This window comes from Streptomyces sp. NPDC002698, assembly GCF_042888945.1.
Taxonomy (GTDB): Bacteria; Actinomycetota; Actinomycetes; order Streptomycetales; family Streptomycetaceae; genus Streptomyces.
In genome coordinates, this window is record NZ_JBIAQM010000014.1 from 97077 (window position 1) to 114850 (window position 17774).

General features: G+C 72.6%; 15 protein-coding genes. 9 read left to right on the plus strand and 6 right to left on the minus strand.

Going from position 1 to position 17774, the window contains the following annotated elements; genetic code table 11:
• Positions 1-207: 207 nt before the first annotated feature.
• Entirely contained in the window at positions 208-1455 is a 1248-nt protein-coding gene (locus tag ACFYW9_RS21210; protein WP_389152411.1) for an ROK family transcriptional regulator, read from the minus strand.
• A gap of 117 nt (positions 1456-1572) precedes the next feature.
• A complete protein-coding gene (locus ACFYW9_RS21215; protein ID WP_389152414.1) occupies positions 1573-2817 on the minus strand; it encodes an FAD-binding protein in 1245 nt (414 codons plus the stop codon).
• Positions 2818-3048: 231 nt separating this feature from the next.
• Between ACFYW9_RS21215 and ACFYW9_RS21220 the strand changes: the two genes are divergently transcribed.
• The gene (locus ACFYW9_RS21220) at positions 3049-4026 is read left to right on the plus strand and encodes a hydroxyacid dehydrogenase (RefSeq protein WP_389152417.1); all 978 of its coding nucleotides are present in this window, start codon (positions 3049-3051) and stop codon (positions 4024-4026) included.
• Positions 4027-4097: 71 nt separating this feature from the next.
• Here the strand turns inward: ACFYW9_RS21220 and ACFYW9_RS21225 are convergent, their stop codons facing one another.
• Positions 4098-4946 carry an alpha/beta fold hydrolase gene (locus ACFYW9_RS21225; protein ID WP_389152420.1) on the minus strand — a complete coding sequence of 283 codons (849 nt, stop codon included), beginning with the start codon at positions 4944-4946 and terminating at the stop codon, positions 4098-4100.
• A gap of 162 nt (positions 4947-5108) precedes the next feature.
• Between ACFYW9_RS21225 and ACFYW9_RS21230 the strand changes: the two genes are divergently transcribed.
• The 4 genes from ACFYW9_RS21230 to ACFYW9_RS21245 all read left to right on the plus strand — a co-directional run bounded on the left by ACFYW9_RS21230 (position 5109) and on the right by ACFYW9_RS21245 (position 11476).
• Positions 5109-6431, plus strand: a complete 1323-nt coding sequence (locus ACFYW9_RS21230; RefSeq protein ID WP_389152423.1) for a radical SAM protein — start codon at positions 5109-5111, stop codon at positions 6429-6431.
• 488 nt (positions 6432-6919) lie between these two features.
• Complete coding sequence (locus ACFYW9_RS21235) at positions 6920-8428, plus strand: cellulose binding domain-containing protein (protein ID WP_389152426.1); 1509 nt, start codon at positions 6920-6922, stop codon at positions 8426-8428.
• Positions 8429-8743: 315 nt separating this feature from the next.
• Complete coding sequence (gene rsgA / locus ACFYW9_RS21240) at positions 8744-9859, plus strand: ribosome small subunit-dependent GTPase A (protein ID WP_389152429.1); 1116 nt, start codon at positions 8744-8746, stop codon at positions 9857-9859.
• 117 nt (positions 9860-9976) lie between these two features.
• Entirely contained in the window at positions 9977-11476 is a 1500-nt protein-coding gene (locus ACFYW9_RS21245) for a DNA-3-methyladenine glycosylase 2 family protein (protein ID WP_389152432.1), read from the plus strand.
• 34 nt (positions 11477-11510) lie between these two features.
• Here the strand turns inward: ACFYW9_RS21245 and ACFYW9_RS21250 are convergent, their stop codons facing one another.
• Positions 11511-11879, minus strand: a complete 369-nt coding sequence (locus ACFYW9_RS21250) for a PPOX class F420-dependent oxidoreductase (protein WP_389152435.1) — start codon at positions 11877-11879, stop codon at positions 11511-11513.
• A 218-nt stretch (positions 11880-12097) separates the two neighbouring features.
• On the opposite strand from ACFYW9_RS21250, the gene ACFYW9_RS21255 reads away from it, so the two are divergent.
• From ACFYW9_RS21255 to ACFYW9_RS21265, 3 genes are all read left to right on the plus strand, one after another.
• Positions 12098-13396, plus strand: a complete 1299-nt coding sequence (locus ACFYW9_RS21255; protein ID WP_389152438.1) for an SGNH/GDSL hydrolase family protein — start codon at positions 12098-12100, stop codon at positions 13394-13396.
• 306 nt (positions 13397-13702) lie between these two features.
• Positions 13703-14308: a hypothetical protein gene (locus ACFYW9_RS21260; RefSeq protein WP_389152441.1), complete on the plus strand. Its 606-nt coding sequence runs from the start codon at positions 13703-13705 to the stop codon at positions 14306-14308.
• Between the two features lie 94 nt (positions 14309-14402).
• A complete protein-coding gene (locus ACFYW9_RS21265) occupies positions 14403-14855 on the plus strand; it encodes a hypothetical protein (RefSeq protein WP_351861237.1) in 453 nt (150 codons plus the stop codon).
• Between the two features lie 393 nt (positions 14856-15248).
• Here the strand turns inward: ACFYW9_RS21265 and ACFYW9_RS21270 are convergent, their stop codons facing one another.
• Positions 15249-15413: a hypothetical protein gene (locus ACFYW9_RS21270; protein WP_351861235.1), complete on the minus strand. Its 165-nt coding sequence runs from the start codon at positions 15411-15413 to the stop codon at positions 15249-15251.
• Between the two features lie 633 nt (positions 15414-16046).
• On the opposite strand from ACFYW9_RS21270, the gene ACFYW9_RS21275 reads away from it, so the two are divergent.
• On the plus strand, positions 16047-17003 hold the full coding sequence (locus ACFYW9_RS21275) for a hypothetical protein (protein ID WP_389152445.1): 957 nt from the start codon (positions 16047-16049) through the stop codon (positions 17001-17003).
• Between the two features lie 284 nt (positions 17004-17287).
• On the opposite strand, the gene ACFYW9_RS21280 is transcribed toward ACFYW9_RS21275, so the two are convergent.
• On the minus strand, positions 17288-17770 hold the full coding sequence (locus ACFYW9_RS21280; protein ID WP_389152448.1) for a DUF456 domain-containing protein: 483 nt from the start codon (positions 17768-17770) through the stop codon (positions 17288-17290).
• Between the last annotated feature and the right edge of the window lie 4 nt (positions 17771-17774).

The following is a 17774-nucleotide window of genomic DNA, read 5'->3' on the forward strand; positions in this document are numbered from 1 at the left end:
TCGAACGGGCCGTGCGGTGCGGGACGTTAACCTTCCGCTAAGGCTTCGGCAAGGGGTTGGACGAAGTCGGCGTGAAGCGTTGCCGGAGGTTCGGGATACCGGACGCCACGGGTCCTGTGACACCGGGGCGGCGGATCGTGACCGGTCAACTCGCCGCGATATCGCGGTACTTGGATCAGGTCGTACCGTTGGGGGCGCCTCCGGCGCTCACGCCGGAGGCGCTGTACGGCTCCTGGCGGGGGCGGTCCGCCTGGCCGGCCGCTGGCCGACCGACTGGAGCGCGCCTTCGAGGGCGAACGTGGCGGCGCCCAGGCAGACCGGGTCCGTCGGGATGGGGGAGAGGACGATCTCCGTGGCCGCGAGCGGACGCCGCAGCGCGTGCCGGGCGACGGCCTCGCGCACGTCGCGCAGCAGCGGTTCCCCGAGCGCGGCCGCGACCCAACTGCTCAGCACGACCACTTCGGGGTTGAGCAGATTGACCAGGTCGGAGATCCCGGCGCCGAGATAACGGGCGGTGGCGCGCACGACCTCGAGGGCGACCGGGTCCTGCGCGGCGACACCCGACGCGAGGGCGTCGATCGTGGCGGTCTGGTCCTCCGGGTGCAGCAGGGCGCTCCCGGGGCTCAGCTCCCGCAGGTTCAGCATGATCCCGGGAGCCCCGACGTACGTCTCCACGCAGCCGTGGTTGCCGCAGTGGCACGGCCGGCCGTCCAGCACGAGGGTGGTGTGGCCCCACTCGCCGGCGCTGTTGCTGACCCCCCGGTGCAGCCCGCCGCCGAGCGCGAGACCGGCGCCCACGCCCGTACCCAGATTGACCACGACGGCGTCACCGCGTCCACGGGCCGCGCCGAACCACAGCTCGGCGACGGCACACGCGCGCAGCGGGTTGTCGAGGTACAGCGGATAGGCGATGTGCTCCGCGAGCAGTTCGAGCAACGGCACGTCGTGCCAGTCCCAGTTGGGCGCGTACTCCGCGATCCCGGTGTCGCGGTCGACCTGCCCCGGGACGCTGACGCCCACGCCCAGGACCCGGGCACCCTCCACCCCGGCCTGCGCGACCACCGAGCCGACGGCGGCCGCGACATGCCCGACGACCTGCTCCGGGCGGCTCTCGCCGGGGCGCATGTCCTCGTCGGCGCGGGCCAGCACGTTCAGGGCCAGGTCGAACAGCTCGACACGGACGTACGTCTCCGCGATGTCGACACCGATGAGGGCGCCCCCGGCCGCGTTGACCGCCACCAGCCCCCGGGGACGGCCGCCCGCCGAGTCCTCGAACCCGACCTCGGTCAGCATCCCGAGGTCGAGCAGCTCACCGACGAGCGTGGCGACCGTGGCCAGACTGAGCCCGGTCGCCGCCGCCAGCTCCTGCCGCGAGGTCGGGGATTCGGCGATGATCTGGCGCAGCACCTCGTACCGGTTCGCGGTGCGGATGTCGCGTGATGTGCCGCGCTTCATGGGGCTCCCCTCGCTCCCGCGCACCGGTTGCCCGGCCCCGGCGCCGCGCCAGGCTACGGCCCGTCGGGGACTTTCGACAAGGGGTTAGGAAATGGGGTGGAGGAAGGGGGAGGAAGGTCAGACGGCCGGGTGGAGGAAGTCCCGCACGAAGGCGTTGGTGAACGTGCCCGCCGGGTCGAGCTCGCCGGCCAGCGCCCTGAACCCGTCCAGCCGCGGCGACCGTTCGCGCAGCACCGCCGACGGCACCGTGAAGACCTTGCCCCAGTGCGGCCGCGGCCCGAACGGCTCCAGCGCCCGCTCGACCAGGCGTACCACCGGCAGGACGGCCGCGGTGTCCTCGATCCAGGTGAAGTGCACCGCCACGGTGTCCCGGCCGTAGGCCGGACTCAGCCACTGGTCGTCGGCGGCCACGGTCCGCACCTCGCAGATCTGGAGCAAGGGCGCGATCGTCCCGCGGATCGCGTCCAGCGCGTGCAGCGCCGCCGTCGCGTCCGAGCGGGCCAGCAGATACTCCGACTGGAGCTCGGCCCCGCTGCTCGGGGTGAACTCGGCCCGGAAGTGCGGCAGCCGCTCGTGCCAGGGCCCCGGGACCCCCAGCTGCTCGGTGCAGTTGCGGGCGGGCATGCCCGGCACCGGATGCATGGCCTCGGTCGCCGGAGCCGCCCACGGGAAGTCCGGCGACGGCCGGTCCGTGCGCCGTTTGAGCCACACCTGCCGGAAACCGGGGCGGCCCCAGTCGGTGAACAGGCTCACGCTGTAGGCGGAGGCCGCGACCGCCTCGAAGTCCAGTCCTTCCAGCGGCAGTTCGGTGAACACGTGCTGGCTCACCTCGAAGTCCGGTTCCAGGTCGAGGGTGAGCGCGGTGACCACACCGAGCGCGCCCAGCGAGGTGACGGCGCCGCCGAACCGCTCCTCGCCACGGCCGATCACCAGGGAGGAGCCGTCCGCCGTGATCAGCTCGACCTCGCGTACGGCGGCGGCGAGCGATCCGTTCGTGACCCCGGACCCGTGGGTGCCGGTGGCGACGGATCCCGCCACCGAGATGTGCGGCAGCGAGGCCATGTTGTGCAGCGCGAGTCCGTGCTCGTGCACCCGGCGGGCGAGTTCGGCGTACCGGACACCGCCGGAGACCCGTACCGTACGGGCCGTCGTGTCGACGTCCACCGTGGGCGGCAGCGCGGTCAGCGACAGGAGGACACCGCCGGCGCCCGGCTCGGCGATCTCGTTGAACGAGTGCCCGCTGCCCAGCACCCGGACGCGGGAGCTGTCCGCGACCAGCGCGCGCAGCGCGTCGAGCGAGGGGGGCCGGTGCAGCTCCTCGGCCGCGTACGTGATGTTGCCGGCCCAGTTGGTCAGGGTCATCCCTGTCGTCCCTCCCCAGGAAGTCGCTGTACGTGGCCCGTGCATGGGTCACCCGGCGAAACGTACCCCGCCGGTCCGCCCGGCCGTCACACCGGTCCGTTGACCCGCCCGCGTGGCGCGATCTACGGTAGAGAGCGCTTGCTGTCCTCGGCGTCGCCGAACCGGAAGGCCACCTCCTTGCCCGAACGTCCAGTGGAGTCGCCCTCCGCGCGTCCCGTGGCGATGTTCGCCATGACCCCCGAGAACGTGCCGCGGATCTTCCCTCCGGACACCCTCGCCCGGCTGCGCGAGCGGGTGGACGTCGATCCCTCGCTCGTGGCGGGCGACTTCACCGATCCGCGCGTACGGGCCCGGCTCGCGGACACCGAGATCCTGATCACCGGCTGGGGGTGCCCCGTGCTCGACGCGGACACGCTCGACGCGGCCCCGAAGCTCAGGGCCGTACTGCACGCGGCCGGTTCCGTGAAGAGCTTCGCGACACCGGAGGTGTGGGAGCGCGGCATCGTCGTCTCCTCGGCCGCCGCCGCGAACGCGCTGCCCGTCGCCGAGTACACGCTCGCCATGATCCTGCTCACGGGCAAGGACGTCTTCGCCCACCGGGAACGCCTGCGCGCCGAACGCGCCTTCCCCTACGGCGGGATCCTCCCCGGCATCGGAAACTTCGGCCGCCGCGTCGGCATCGTGGGCGCCTCCCGCATCGGCAGACGCCTCATCGAACTGCTCCGCCCCTTCGACCTGTCGGTGAGCCTCGCCGACCCTTACGTCGACGAGGCCGGGGCGGCCGCGCTCGGTGTCCCCCTGCTGCCGCTCGACGAACTGCTCGCCGGCAGCGACATCGTCACGGTCCACGCCCCGCAGACCCCGGAGACACGGCATCTGATCGGCCGCCGCGAACTCGCCCTGATGCCCGCCGGGTCGGTTCTCGTCAACACCGCGCGCGGCTCCCTGGTCGACCACGACGCCCTGATCGAGGCGCTGCGCGCCGAGCACGTCAGCGCGATCCTCGACGTCACGGATCCCGAGCCGCTGCCCGCCGACTCCCCGCTGCACGACCTCCCGAACGCGTTCATCACGCCCCACCTGGCCGGTTCGCAGGGCAACGAGGTCGCCCGCCTCGGCCTGACCGTGCTGGAGGAGGCCGCACGCCTGCTGTCCGGGAAGGCGCCGGAATTCCGGGTCGACCGGGAGGATCTGGACCGGACCGCCTGACGGCGGCCTTCCCCTGCCGTCGGGGCCCGGCTGCCGGCGGGTGGCCGGGCCTCGGCGGGCGGGTCGGACGGTCAGCGGGCGGGGCCGGCCAGGAAGGTCTCCGCCGCCGCCACGAACCGCTGCGGATCGTCGAGCCACGGGAAGTGTCCGGCGCCGGCCTGGACGACCAGCTCGGCGTGCGGGAACAGGGCGGCGACCTCGGCCATCGCGGGCGCCGGGGAGTTCAGGTCGACCTCCCCGGCGAGCACCAGCACCGGGGACGGCAGGCGGGCGAGTGCCGCCCGGGTGGCGTCCGGGGTGAAGGCGCCGTCGGAATAGCGGGCCGCGGCCTCGTGGTTCCTGTGCTCGTCCTCCGCGTCCCGGTGCGCCCGCGCGGCCGCGTCCCAACGGCCGTACCAGAAGGGGGCGATGGCGCGGAACGTGTCGGCGTCCCCGTGTCCGGCGACGATCCTCTCCAGCGCCGCGAACGCCTCGGGGAACCACGGCTCGTCCCGGCGCAGCAGCGCCGTCGCCCGTCGGACCTCGGGAGTGATCTCGACCCCGACGGCGTGGACGCTCGGGGTGATCAGCGCGAGGCGCGCTACGCGCTCCGGGTGGCGCTGTGCGTAGAGCACCGCCAGATTCGTCCCGCCGGAGTGCGCGAGCAGGTCCATCCGGTCGAGGCCGAGATGCCCGCGCAGGGCCTCGACGTCGTCGACCAGCCGGTCGCAGCGGTACGACGAGGGGTCCGCCGGGATCGCCGACCCGCCGGTCCCGCGCGGATCCATCATGATCAGCCGCCGGTGCGCGGACAGTCCGCCCAGGTTCCCGAGATACGCGCAGTCCTGCATCGGTCCGCCGGGCAGACACACCAGCGGCGGGCCGTCCCCAAGGGTCTCGAAGGCCAGCTCGGTCCCGTCGTACGTGGTGAAGGAAGGCATGGCGAGGACTCTCGCAGCGGCGCCCGGACGGAGCAAACGAGATCCGGCGCCGTCGCGGCCCGGGGCGGCGCGGGGGACCCGGCACGGCCGATGTCCGGGCGGGGGCATACCGTGAGGAGTCGAACACGACAGACGAAGCAGGTCGGGAGCGAGGAGAACGGGATGGGCAGCCGCACCGCGCTGGTCGAGGATCTGATGGAGCGGTTCCCGCACGTACCGCGGGAAGCCGTCATCAAGGAGGACCTGCTCCGCGGGGGCGTGGCCTTCGACGCGTCCGCCCTCAGCGACAACGAGGGCGGCGAGGTCAAGCCGAAGTCGTACTTCATCTTCTCCTTCGACCACGGCACCCTGCCCGAGCTCGGCGAGGCCGCGCTCAGGCGCCCGCCCGAGGAGATCATCCTCACCGGCGGCCCGTACGGCCTGCGGCGCACCGTGGTGTCCGTGCGCGTCAATCCCGCCTCGCCGTACCGCGTCGCCGCCGACGACGAGGGCGTCCTCGGGCTGTACCTGGACGGGAAGCGGATCTCCGACGTCGGGGTGCCGCCGATGCCCGAGTACTACCGGCACACCCTCTCCAACGGGAAGTCCGTGATGGAGGTGGCCCCGACGATCCAGTGGGGCTACCTGATCTACCTCACCGTCTTCCGGGTCTGCCAGTACTTCGGCGCCAAGGAGGAGTGCCAGTACTGCGACATCAACCACAACTGGCGCCAGCACAAGGCCGCCGGCCGTCCGTACACCGGGGTGAAGGACGTCGAGGAGGTCCTCGAAGCGCTGGAGATCATCGACCGTTACGACACCGCCAAGGCGTCGACGGCCTACACCCTCACCGGCGGCGCGATCACCAAGACGGTCGCCGGGCGCGACGAGGCCGACTTCTACGGGCACTACGCCAAGGCCATCGAGGAACGGTTCCCCGGACGGTGGATCGGCAAGGTGGTGGCCCAGGCCCTGCCGCGCGACGACGTGCAGCGGTTCAAGGACTACGGCGTGCAGATCTACCACCCCAACTACGAGGTGTGGGACCGCCGCCTGTTCGAGCTGTACTGCCCCGGCAAGGAGCGCTACGTCGGCCGGGACGAGTGGCACAGGCGCATCCTCGACTCCGCCGAGGTCTTCGGCGCGCGCAACGTGATCCCGAACTTCGTCGCGGGCGTGGAGATGGCCGAGCCGTTCGGCTTCACGACCGTCGACGAGGCCATCGCCTCGACGACCGAGGGCCTGCGCTTCTTCATGTCGCACGGCATCACGCCCCGCTTCACCACCTGGTGCCCGGAGCCGACCACGCCGCTGGGCAAGGCCAACCCGCAGGGCGCGCCGCTGGAGTACCACATCCGTCTGCTGGAGGCCTACCGCGCCACGATGGACGACTTCGGGCTGCAGTCGCCGCCCGGATACGGCGAGCCCGGTCCCGGCCGCGCGGTCTTCTCCGTCAGCTCCTTCATGGACAGCCTGCCCGCCCAGGAGCCGGCCGCCCGGGCGTGACCCGCGCCCCGAGCGCAGCCTGGGCGTGACCTGCGCCCGTACGCGCAGCCCGGGCGTCACCACGCCCCCGAACACGGCCCGCACGGTCCGTACCCGCCCGGCCCGGACGTCGTCCCGACGTCCGGGCCGCCGCACGCCCGGTGCGGGGGAGCGGTGGGTCAGGGGACCGCGCGGCGGTCGAGTCGGGGGCGGTGAAGTGGGGCGGTGAAGTGAGGCGGTGGAGTGGGGCGGTGGAGTGGCGGGTCCTGTGAAAGTTGAAGTGTTCGGTCCCGCCAGGTCCCCGTTCCGTACGACACTCGGGGCGACCGGAGCCCCAGGGTCCCTCTGTGATCGCGCGACCGCACGATGTGACTACGTCGCTTGTCAGTTGTGTCGAACCCGTGAAAGGCTCTGGCCCGTTGTCGAAACGGCCACCAACTCCCCCTGAAAACAGGCGAGTTGGGCGTTGTGTGCCGTTGCACTCAAAAGCAGTGGACGCAGGAGCCCCCATGCCAGACCTGCCTACCCCCCAGGACGCCGCCGAGGCCGCGCTGTTCTCGGAGTGCTGGGACGCGGTCCTGTCGTACGCCGATCTGTGCACGTCCGGCTCCGCCGCGGCCGGCCAGTTGGCCACCGAGGCGTTCACCCATGGCATCCATGAGGCGCGTTCGGCCACGGCCCGCACGAAGACCACCGGTCGCAGAAACCCCGGGCTGCCCCGGATTCCCCTGCTGCTGAACGCGGTTCGGACCACCGCCGCCGCCTGGGAGGCGCACGGCCAGGGACACCGGCTGGACCCGGACCTCAGGCTGTGGCTCAACTCCGAGAAGGCAGCCCGCTACACCGGGCCTCCGCTGCACCGCCCGATCGCCCTGCGCGGCCTGAAAGACCTTCAGGAACCCGACGCGGCCCTGCTGTGGCTGGTCGAGGTGGAGGCCCTCCCGCTGCCCGCGGTGGCCCGGCGGCTCGGTCTCGACCCGGTGGCGGCCGCCGAGGAACTCGGCCAGGTGCGGGCGCTGTTCAGGGACCGGTGCCATCGCAACCACCTCGACACACCGATGGACGCCAACTGCCGCAGCTACGCCCGGCTTCTCGACGCGGTCACCCGTTCGCCGGGCGCCGAGACGCCCGAGGACCTCTCGCAGCACCTCTCCCGGTGCATGGAGTGCGCCGAGGCCGCGGCCTGTCTGCGGCTGCACGGCGGTGGACTGCCCGCGGCTCTCGCGGGCGGGGTGATCGGCTGGGGCGGCCTCGCCTATCTGGAACGCAGGCGCCGCGCCGCCGAAGCGGGGCTGGCCGGCGGTCGTACGGACGCGGCCGCGGACACCGGTATCGCCGAGATCAGGGAGGCCGCGCCCCGGATCGGCCGCACCGGACTGCTGGTCGCCGCCGTCATCGTCTCCGGCCTCGCGCTCACCGTCTCCCTGATGCCCTTCGGCGCCGGGGACGGTGGCGCCGCCGCCGCGCACGGCGGCTCGGCCGAAGGCCGCCCGGTGGCCGACTCGGGCGTTTCGTCCCCGTCGGCGACCACCCGCGGCGAGGGCACACTCGTCTCGCCCGAACCCGTGGACTCCAGCGCCGAAGCGAGCTCGAAGCCCGACCCCGAACCCCAGGGCACGTCCTCGTCCCCGGCCCACGCCACCAAGGGAACCCCGGGCTCCAAGGGCTCCACGACACCCCCGGACCCCACGAAGGGTCCCGCGTCCTGCCAGGTGAAGTACGTCGTCGTCGACCAGTGGACGGACGGCTTCCAGGCCAGTGTCACCGTCACGTCCGTCGAAGCCCTCGACTCCTGGGAGATCGGCTGGACCTTCGACGACGGGCAGCGGGTCACGCAGATGTGGGACGGCACGGTCGCCCAGGACGGCTCCCGGGTGACGGCGACCGCCGCCGACTACAACAAGTCGGTCGCCGCGGGCGGATCCTTCGCCGTCGGCTTCCTCGGCACCTGGCACGACGGGAACACGGCCCCGGACGCGTTCACGCTCAACGGGGGACGCTGCACGACGGCTCACTGAGCCGCCGGTCACCCCGGACCCGTCCTCCGGCCGGACCCTCGGATCCGCCGGCGCGTCCCCTCGGCCGAGGGCCCGGCCGGCCGGGGTCTTAATTCGATTGACGGGCCCGAGGGGGCCCCGGATACAGTTCACACGTCGGCGCAGAGGCGTTGGCTTCGAGAGAGTTCCAGGAGGTGTGACCGATGGCTGTCGTTGCGATGGGCGCTGCCCGCATCCAGAAGTTCATCAAGTCCACCTCCGTGGCCGCCGGCTGACCTTCCTTCTTCTTCGCGCCGCAGTGCGCGTCGCCGGGGCCGCCCTTGTGAAGGGTCTCCCTTGACTTCCAGCTCCGCCTTCCCGACCCCGTCCGCCTCCCTGGACCTCTCCCCGCTCGTTCCGTACGGCTGGGACGACGCCTGGGCGGACGAGTTCGCTCCCTACGACTCCGAAGGGCTCGTCGCCGGACGGGTGATCCGGGTCGACCGCGGCCAGTGCGACGTCGCCACCGCCGACGGCGTCATCCGCGCCGACACCGCCTTCGTGACACCGCACGATCCGATGCGCGTCGTGTGCACCGGCGACTGGGTGGCCGTCGAACCGACCGGCAACCCGCGCTACGTACGGGCGTATCTGCCCCGCCGTACGGCCTTCGTGCGCTCCACCTCCTCCAAGCGGTCCGAGGGGCAGATCCTCGCGGCCAACGTCGACCACGCCGTCGTGGCCGTCTCGCTCGCCGTCGAGCTCGACCTGGGACGCGTCGAACGCTTCCTCGCGCTGGCCTGGGAGTCCGGAGCGCAGCCCGTGGTCGTCCTCACCAAGGCGGACCTGGTTCCGGAGGCGGCGACCCTCGCGCACCTCGTCCAGGACGTGGAGACCACCGCGCCCGGGGTCCCCGTGCTCGCCGTCAGCTCCTCGACGGGGGCCGGGCTCGACATCCTGGAAGCCGTCCTCGCCGGCGGTACGGCGGTGCTGCTCGGGCAGTCCGGCGCGGGCAAGTCGACCCTGGCCAACGCGTTGCTGGGCGAGGACGTCATGGACGTGCAGGCCACCCGCGACATGGACGGAAAGGGACGGCACACCACGACGACCCGCAACCTCCTCGTGCTGCCGGGCGGCGGTGTCCTCATCGATACCCCGGGGCTGCGCGGCGTCGGGCTCTGGGACGCCGGGACCGGGGTCGGGCAGGTGTTCGCCGAGATCGAGGAGTTCGCCGCCGACTGCCGGTTCCAGGACTGCGCCCATGTCGCCGAGCCCGGGTGCGCGGTGCTGGCGGCCGTCGACTCCGGCGCGCTGCCGGAGCGACGACTGGAGAGCTACCGCAAGCTGCTCCGCGAGAACCAGCGGATCGTCGCCAAGACGGACGCACGGGTGCGTGCCGAGATCCGCCGTGACTGGAAGCGCAAGGGGGCCGAGGGCCGCGCCGCGATGGAGGCCAAGCGCGGACGCTGGTAGCGGGGCCGAGGCTGCCGCCGGGCCCGGTTCGCCGCCGGGTCCGGGGCGTCGCCCGGCTGGGGGTGCCGTGTCCGATTTCCGCCAGCTCTGTCGTCCGGGCCGGGCCACACTGGAAGGGTGAACGACGAGGACACCAGGTACGAGGACACCAGGTACGAGGACACCAGGTACGAGGCCGTGCGGAGCCGGGACGCCCGGTTCGACGGGGAGTTCTTCTTCGCCGTGCGGACCACGGGGATCTACTGCCGGCCGAGCTGCCCCGCGGTGACGCCGAAGCGGCGCAACGTGCGGTTCTACCCGACGGCCGCCGCCGCGCAGGGTTCGGGTTTCCGGGCCTGCCGCCGTTGCCGCCCGGACGCGGTGCCGGGCTCCGCGGCCTGGAACGTACGGGCCGATGTCGTCGGCCGCGCCATGCGCCTGATCGGCGACGGTGTGGTGGACCGCGAGGGCGTGGCCGGTCTCGCCGTACGGCTCGGCTACAGCACCCGCCAGGTCCAGCGGCAGCTCACGGCCGAGGTCGGCGCCGGTCCGGTCGCGCTGGCCAGGGCCCAGCGGGCGCACACCGCGCGGATCCTCCTCCAGACCACCGAACTCCCCGTCACACACGTCGCTTTCGCGGCGGGGTTCGCCAGCGTCCGTCAGTTCAACGACACGATCCGCACCGTCTACGCGTCGACGCCGAGCCAGTTGCGTGCGGCGGCGCCGCGCACGGGTCCCGCCGCCCGGAGCACGGCCACCCCCGCCGGGGGCGTCCCGCTCCGGCTCGCCCACCGGGGCCCCTACCGGTCCACCGCCGTCTTCGACCTGCTGGCCGCCGAGGCCGTACCGGGTGTCGAGGCCGTCGACGGCGGCCGGGGCCGCCGTACGTACCGCCGGACGCTGCGGCTGCCGTACGGCACGGGAATCGTGGCCGTCGAGGAGCGGCCGGGCGCCGCCGCGGGCCGCCCCCGTACCGGCGGGGCGGGCCGGACCGCGGGAACCCACGGCCCCGGCGCCGCCGCCCACCCCGGCGGCTGGCTCGACGCCCGGCTGCACCTCACCGATCTCCGGGACCTCACCACCGCCGTACAGCGGCTGCGGCGGCTGTTCGACCTCGACGCCGATCCCTACGCCGTCGACGAGAGGCTGGGAGCGGACGCGCGGCTGGGTCCGCTGGTCGCGGCGCGGCCGGGCCTGCGGTCGCCGGGCGCCGCCGATCCGGACGAGCTGGCGGTACGCGCGCTGGTCGGGAAGGCGGAGGCCGGGCGACTGGTGCTGCGGTACGGCAAGGCGCTGGACGCTCCTTGCGACACGCTCACCCATCTCTTCCCCGAGGCCGCCGTCCTCGCGGAGGCGGAGCCCGGCGGCCCGCTCGGCGCGCTGACCACGGCCCTCGCCGACGGTACTCTGCGGCTCGACCCGGGCGCGGACCGGGAAGAGGCACGGGCGGCGCTGCTCGCGCTGCCCGGAATGGGCGAGGGCGCCGCCGCCGTCATCCGCACCCGGGCCCTCGGCGACCCGGACGTGGCACCGCCCGGCGTGGACGCCCCGGACACGTGGCGGCCCTGGCGCTCGTACGCCGTCGGACATCTGCGGGCGGCGGGCGAGTACCCGGCGGGCGCCGGGCCGAACCGGTAGACGGTCCGCCGACCCGGCACGTCCGTGTGGACGTTCAGTCGTCGAGGCCCCAGCTGTGGATCCGCCGCGGATGGATCCGGATCAGTTCCTCGCTGAAATGGGGCCCCAAGTCATGCGCGCCGGTGAGGAGTTCCGCCTCTCCGCGGATGTCGATGCCTCGCACCTTCCACGGCTTGAGGCTGACGATGTCGTCGACGACGAGGGCGACCTTCGGGTTCTTCCGGAGGTTGCGCCACTTCTTCGTGGTGCCCATCGAGTAGCCGCCGATCAGGATCGTCCCGTCCTCCTGGGGGAAGAAGCCGACGGGGTTGGCCTGGGGCTGCCCGAGAGGGTCGACGGTGGCCAGCCGTCCCAGCCGCTGCGACCTCAGATACGCGCGCTCGGCCTCACTGAATTCGGTCATGACAGCAGCCAAACACGCCCTGGCCTGCCCGCGCATCGGGTTCCGGTCCTAGGGCTCAAGGAGGAGGGCCGGTGAGGGGAGCCGGTGGGGAGATCCGGTTCCGGCCGGTCTCGGCCGGTCCCGTTCGGGTGCGTCCGCGATCGGCCGATCCCGTTCGGGTGCGTCCGACAGTGTGATGATGTGATGCGGGGGTGCGTGGGTGGGGAATCGATCGCCGCATGTCCCGCGCGATCATGTTCCGGCGTCTCCTCGTCCCTCTGGCGACCGCCCTGGTCCTCACCTCGACGGGGGTGATCACCGAAGCGCGGTCCGCGCCCGGCCGGAGCGCCCCGAAACCGGCCCGGACCTGGACGGGGACCTGGGAGGCGGCGGCCTCCGGTACGGTGCCCGCGCTGCCCGGTGCCTCGATCCGCAATGTCGTCCACACCAGCGTCGGCGGTCGGGCCGCGCGCGTCCGGCTGTCCAACCGGCTGGGCACCGAACCGCTCCAACTCGGTTCTGTGACCGTGGCGTTGCAGCGACCGGGCGAGCCTAGGAGCCCCCGGGCCGTCGCGGGCTCCGTGCGCGCGGTCACCTTCGCCGGGGCCGGGTCGGTCACCGTCCCCGCCGGCCGGGACCTGGTCAGTGATCCCGTCGCCCTGGCCGTCCCCGCCGACGCCAACCTGCTGGTCTCGGTGCACACCCCGGCCGATTCCGGCCCGGCGACCTACCACCGCTCCGCGCTCCAGGCCAACTTCGTCGCGCCCGGCGCCGATCGGACCGCGCAGGAGAGCGGCACGGCCTACACCACCACCGTCTCCAGCTGGTACTACGTGACCGGTGTCGATGTGCTCGGCGCCTCGGCCGCCGGCAGCGTCGTCACGCTCGGCGACTCGATCACCGACGGCACCGGCTCCTCGTTCGACGCCAACCACCGCTGGCCCGACCGGCTCGCCGCCCGGCTGCGCGGACTTCCCGCGCACCGCAGACCCGGCGTCCTCAACGCGGGGATCTCCGGGAACCGCCTCCTGCTCGACGGCCGGGGCCCGAGTGCGCTGACCCGCCTGGACACCGACGTCTTCTCCCGCACGGGCGTCCGCACGATGATCGTGCTGGAGGGCGTCAACGACATCAAGGGAACCCCGGAGCAGAGGGACCCACGCGTCCTGGAGGACGCCTACCGGCTCATCGTGCGCCGCGCCCACGCCCGCGGCATCAGGGTCGTCGGCGGCACGATCACCCCGTACGCCGGTCACGGCGCGTACACCCCGGCCCGGGAAGCCGTGCGGCAGGCGGTCAACGCCGCCATCCGCACCCACCGGATCTTCGACGTCGTCGCGGACTTCGACGCCGCCGTGCGCGACCCGGCCCGCCCGAGCCGGATCCTCCCCGCCTACGACCCCGGGGACCACCTGCACTTCAACGACGCCGGAATGCGCGCGCTGGCCGACACGATCGACCCGCGGACCCTGACGCCGAAGCCGTCCGGGCCCCCGCCCCGGGCGAGGGCCACGGGAAACCGCATTGCTCACGGGTAGCCGTGCGTACCGTCCGTCCCAGGACGGCATCCCAGGGCCTCCCTGTTTCCCCAGGTCAACGGGGGTGGGATGGTCCCACCGTCCCAAGTGTGTGGCGGCTGTTGTCGGGGGTCCCCGGCGTCCTGGAAGCTGTGGGTGTCGCACCGGCCGAGGCGGCACGACCGCCCCGCAGACGCCGCGACACCCTCCACCTTCCGCCTGTGCACCGGGACTTCCCTGTGCCCGGGCGGCGTTCGGCACCCACAGCACCCGCCGTCCCGCGACGCGGAGAACACCCGCGTTCGGACCGGAGAAGGAAGCCACCCCATGAGCAGGAACACCCCCGCACGCCGTCGTCCGGGCCGCCGCACGGCCGTCGCCGCCGGCCTCGTCCTGGCCCTCGGGCTCGGTACGGCGGCGCAGGCGTACGCCGCCGAATCACCGGCAGCCGGCGCCAAGCCCGACCGCACGGCCGCGTCCACCACGTTCTCCGGCTCGGAAGGGGAGATACCCGCCCGCCGGATGGCCAGGGTGCTGAAGTCCCTGCTGCCCAAGGGCGGGAAGATCTCCGACGAGTTCAGCCAGGACGGCTACGCCCAGCTGGTCTGGGACGACGGTCGCGGCAAGAGCATGATCGGAGTGAACGTTCAGCCCTACAAGGGCGGCCACCCCATGGACTGCGAGGGCGAGTACCTCGAGTGCCAGGCGTCGACCCTGGCCGACGGCACCCTGGTGAAGCGGGCCAAGCGGGCGTCCGAGAAGGGCGGCTCGGCCGTGGTGTGGCTGGTCGACACCCTCCACCCCGACGGCCGCCGGGTCGTCATCCAGGAGGTGAACGCCTCCATCGAGGGCGGACCGGTGACGCGGCCGCAGCCCCCGCTCACACTCGACCAGTTGCAGACCATCGTGCTCAGCCCCCGGTGGGCGGGCTGAACCGAAAGCGGTGAAGCCGGGGCACCGTCCCGGGGCCGAAGACCAACGCCCTTTGTCTGCAACCGAGTTCCTGTTGAGTCACCTGGGAGTGAATGTGAGAAAGAGTCTTGCCGTAGCGGCAGTCCTGGCCGCGTCCGCGCTGAACCTGGCGCTCCTGTCCGCGCCTGCTTCGGCCGGCACCTGCGACACCTCGGGATGCGGTGGTGAGGTGAGCAACAACACCGACTACTCCGTGTCGATCTCGAACTGTTGGGCCGACAGCTACGGCACGTACGAGAACGGGGACAACCTCCCCTGCCACGGCAACCCGGTCCGGGTGGCCAACGTGCCCAACGCTCGGATCTGGCTGGATCCACACGGATGGTCGGGTTCGAGCAGGTACTCGAAGTTCTATGACACCGACGCCGTGAAGTTTCCCGCGAACTGCGTCACCAAGTGGCACTGGTGGGGTGGCGGCACCCAGACGACGAACCGCAACGGCAAGGCCAGTATGTGGATGAAGATCAACAGTGCTCAGCACATCTACATCGAGTCCCTCTCCTGCTGACGGCCTGTCACGGATCGAATCGCCGTACCGGCGCACAAGGTCCCACTGCGGCCGGACGCCGAGGATCTTCGTCGGCTTGCGTCCCACCGCTGCTGCTCCGAGGACACTCCGGAGGAAGATCGTGAGCGGTGTGGACGCGTCCGCTTCGGGGCGTCGTCCGGGCTCCGCAGGCACCGTCTGAGCCGCTGACCGCTACCGACGGACAGTCCGGAAAACCGTCGTGGCAGCGATGTCATCGTGGGTTCGCATCCCACACCCACCGCACGAGAACGACCCCTGACCGGGTGAATCGGTCAGGGGTCGTTCTCGTGGGCATGGTCTTGTCCGCCGGCGACCGTGATTCCCCGCCGCTTCCCGGCCGAACGGGCACGGGAGGGGCGCGTCGTCCGGCGGTCACTGGACGGCGAGCAGCCCCGCGAGCAGCACGGCCGCCACTGCCGAGAAGACCCGCGGCCTCCTCCAGCCCGGTCCCGAAGCCTGGCGGTTCAGCTCCCACACGAACACCAGACCGCCGCCCAGGCCCAGCACGCTCCGCAGCAGGAAAACGAGGGTGTTCACCAGGCGCCTCCAGGAGCCTTCGAACGGCGGACGTTCGTTTCAGTCCGCCGAGATCGCATGGCCGGGGATCGTATACGCCCAGGTGAGGGCGCTCGTCACCGGCACCAGCCGGCCTGCGGTCCCCGGCCCGGACGGTTGCCGCGTCGGGGCCGGTGGCCGGTGGGCGGCCGGTGGCCCTGGCCGCGGCGGGAAGGGCCGGGAGCCGCAATGGAGGGGATCGCGGTTCTGTGCTGTCCAGGGGCGGCCGAGAGGGCGTCCGGTCGTCCCCGCGTCCCAGGACGGCATCCCAGGCAGTGCTTGTTCGCGCAGCTCAGGGCGGGTGGGATGGTTGCGTCGTTGCGGGTTGGGCGGTGGTGGTTGTGGTGAGTTCCCGGTGTCTTCGAAGCTGTGGGTGTCGCACCGGCCGGGGCGGATCGAGGGCCCCGGCAGCAGCCTGGTGACGACTCCCGCCTTGTGCCTGTGTACCGGGCATCTGTGTGCCCGGGTGCCCGACGTACGCCGTTCGGCGTCCCGAGGCTCCCGCCGCCCCGCGACCCGTGGGGCGGGGAGACGTCAGCGGGCGCGTTCGGCGGGAGAGCCGGCGCGGGCCGGGAGCGACCCCTACGGACCACTGATCAAGAAGGAAGACACGACATGAGCAGGAACACCCACGCACGTCGTCGTCCGGGCCGCCGTGCGGCTGTCGCCGCCGGTCTCGTCCTGGCCGTCGGGCTCGGTGTGTCGACGCAGGTGGCGGCACAGGCCGCCGTACCCGCCCCGGTCAAGGCCTCCGCGAAGGCGTCCGCCGCGCTGCGGACGGTCAGCGGCTTCAACGGTGACCCGGTGACCCAGGTCGCCGACTTCTACGGCGCGTACATCGACGCGAAGGACGACGCCGCGGGCCCGGACGCCGCGCTGGCCAAGGCGCTGCGCGCGCACTACCTGACGCCCGCCTTCGCCAAGAAGCTGGAGGCATGGGAGAAGAAGAACCAGGCGGACGGCCTCCTGCGGGCCCAGAACGTCCCGGTGCGGTGGACGGTGAGCGAGGGCGCCAACGGCCTCGAGGTCGTCGTCACCCTGACCTTCGGCGGCGGGGAGTCGCCGACGGTGACGACCGACCTCGTCGTGAAGCAGGAGCCCACCGGCCGCGTCACCGACATCCGCACCACGAGCACCGCCCCCGCGAAGGCATCCGCGAAGGCCCCAGCGAAGGCCTCCGCGAAGGCGTCCGCCGCGCTGCGGACGGTCAGCGGCTTCAACGGTGACCCGGTGACCCGGGTCGCCGACTTCTACGGCGCGTACGTCGACGCGAAGGACGCCCCCACCGGCCCGGACGCCGCGCTGGCCAAGGCGCTGCGCGCGCACTACCTGACGCCCGTCTTCGCCGAGCGGCTGAAGGCATGGGAGAAGAAGAACCAGGCGGACGGTGTCCTGCGGGCCCAGAACGTCCCGGTGCAGTGGACGGTGAGCGAGGGTGCCGACAGCCGTGAGATCGCCGTCACCCACAGCTTCGGCGGCGGGGAGTCGCCGACGGTGACGACCGACCTCGTCGTGGAGCTGGAGCCGGTGTTCGGCGACGTCACCGACATCCGCACCACGAGCGCCCGCTGACGCAGCAGCCGCTCCGCCCGGTCCGCTCCCGGCTTCGGCCGGGGGCGGGACCGGCCGGGCGGGTCACCGGACCGCCGACCACGTGGACGGCCGGATCGAGAGGGTGAAGCGGACCCCGCGCGGTCCGTCCGGCGCGTGAGTGGCACGACGGCCCCGAGCGGCCGAGGAAGAACAAAGCCCAGGTCTCCAGCCCCGCACCGGTCGACCTGGGTCTTGGTCATGTCCTGAGGCTGGTGGGCGCGGACCGTATCGACCGAACCGCCGGCGTCCGCCTCGTGACGCCCTCAGCCCCAGATGACCGCTCCCAGCCACGCCCCCAGGATCAGCTCGCAGGCGAGGAGCTCCGTCAGTACGCTCCAGCCGCCCGCCCGCATCGCGGTCCGCAGTGAGGCCTTCGCCGGGCCGTGCCCGCCCAGGCGCAGCCGCTCGCCGAGGTAGATCCCGCCGACGAAACCGGCCACGCCGCCGATCACCGGGACCAGGAAGAATCCGAGGAAGGACCCGCCCCCCGCGTACACCGCCATTCGGGTGGTGGCGCCGCTCTCGCGCAGCCGTCGCGGTGGCAGCATCCAGCGGATGGCCTGGGCGAGCAGCAGGACGCCGGTCGAGGCCACCAGGACGGCCCAGGACAGGGTCTGCGGGTAGCTCAGCGCCCACCACAGGACCGCGGCCCAGACGAGCCACGACCCCGGCAGACCGGGCACCAGTACTCCGGCCAGGCCGAGCAGAATCACCACGCCGACCAGCAGGAGTTCCCACACTCCCATCTGC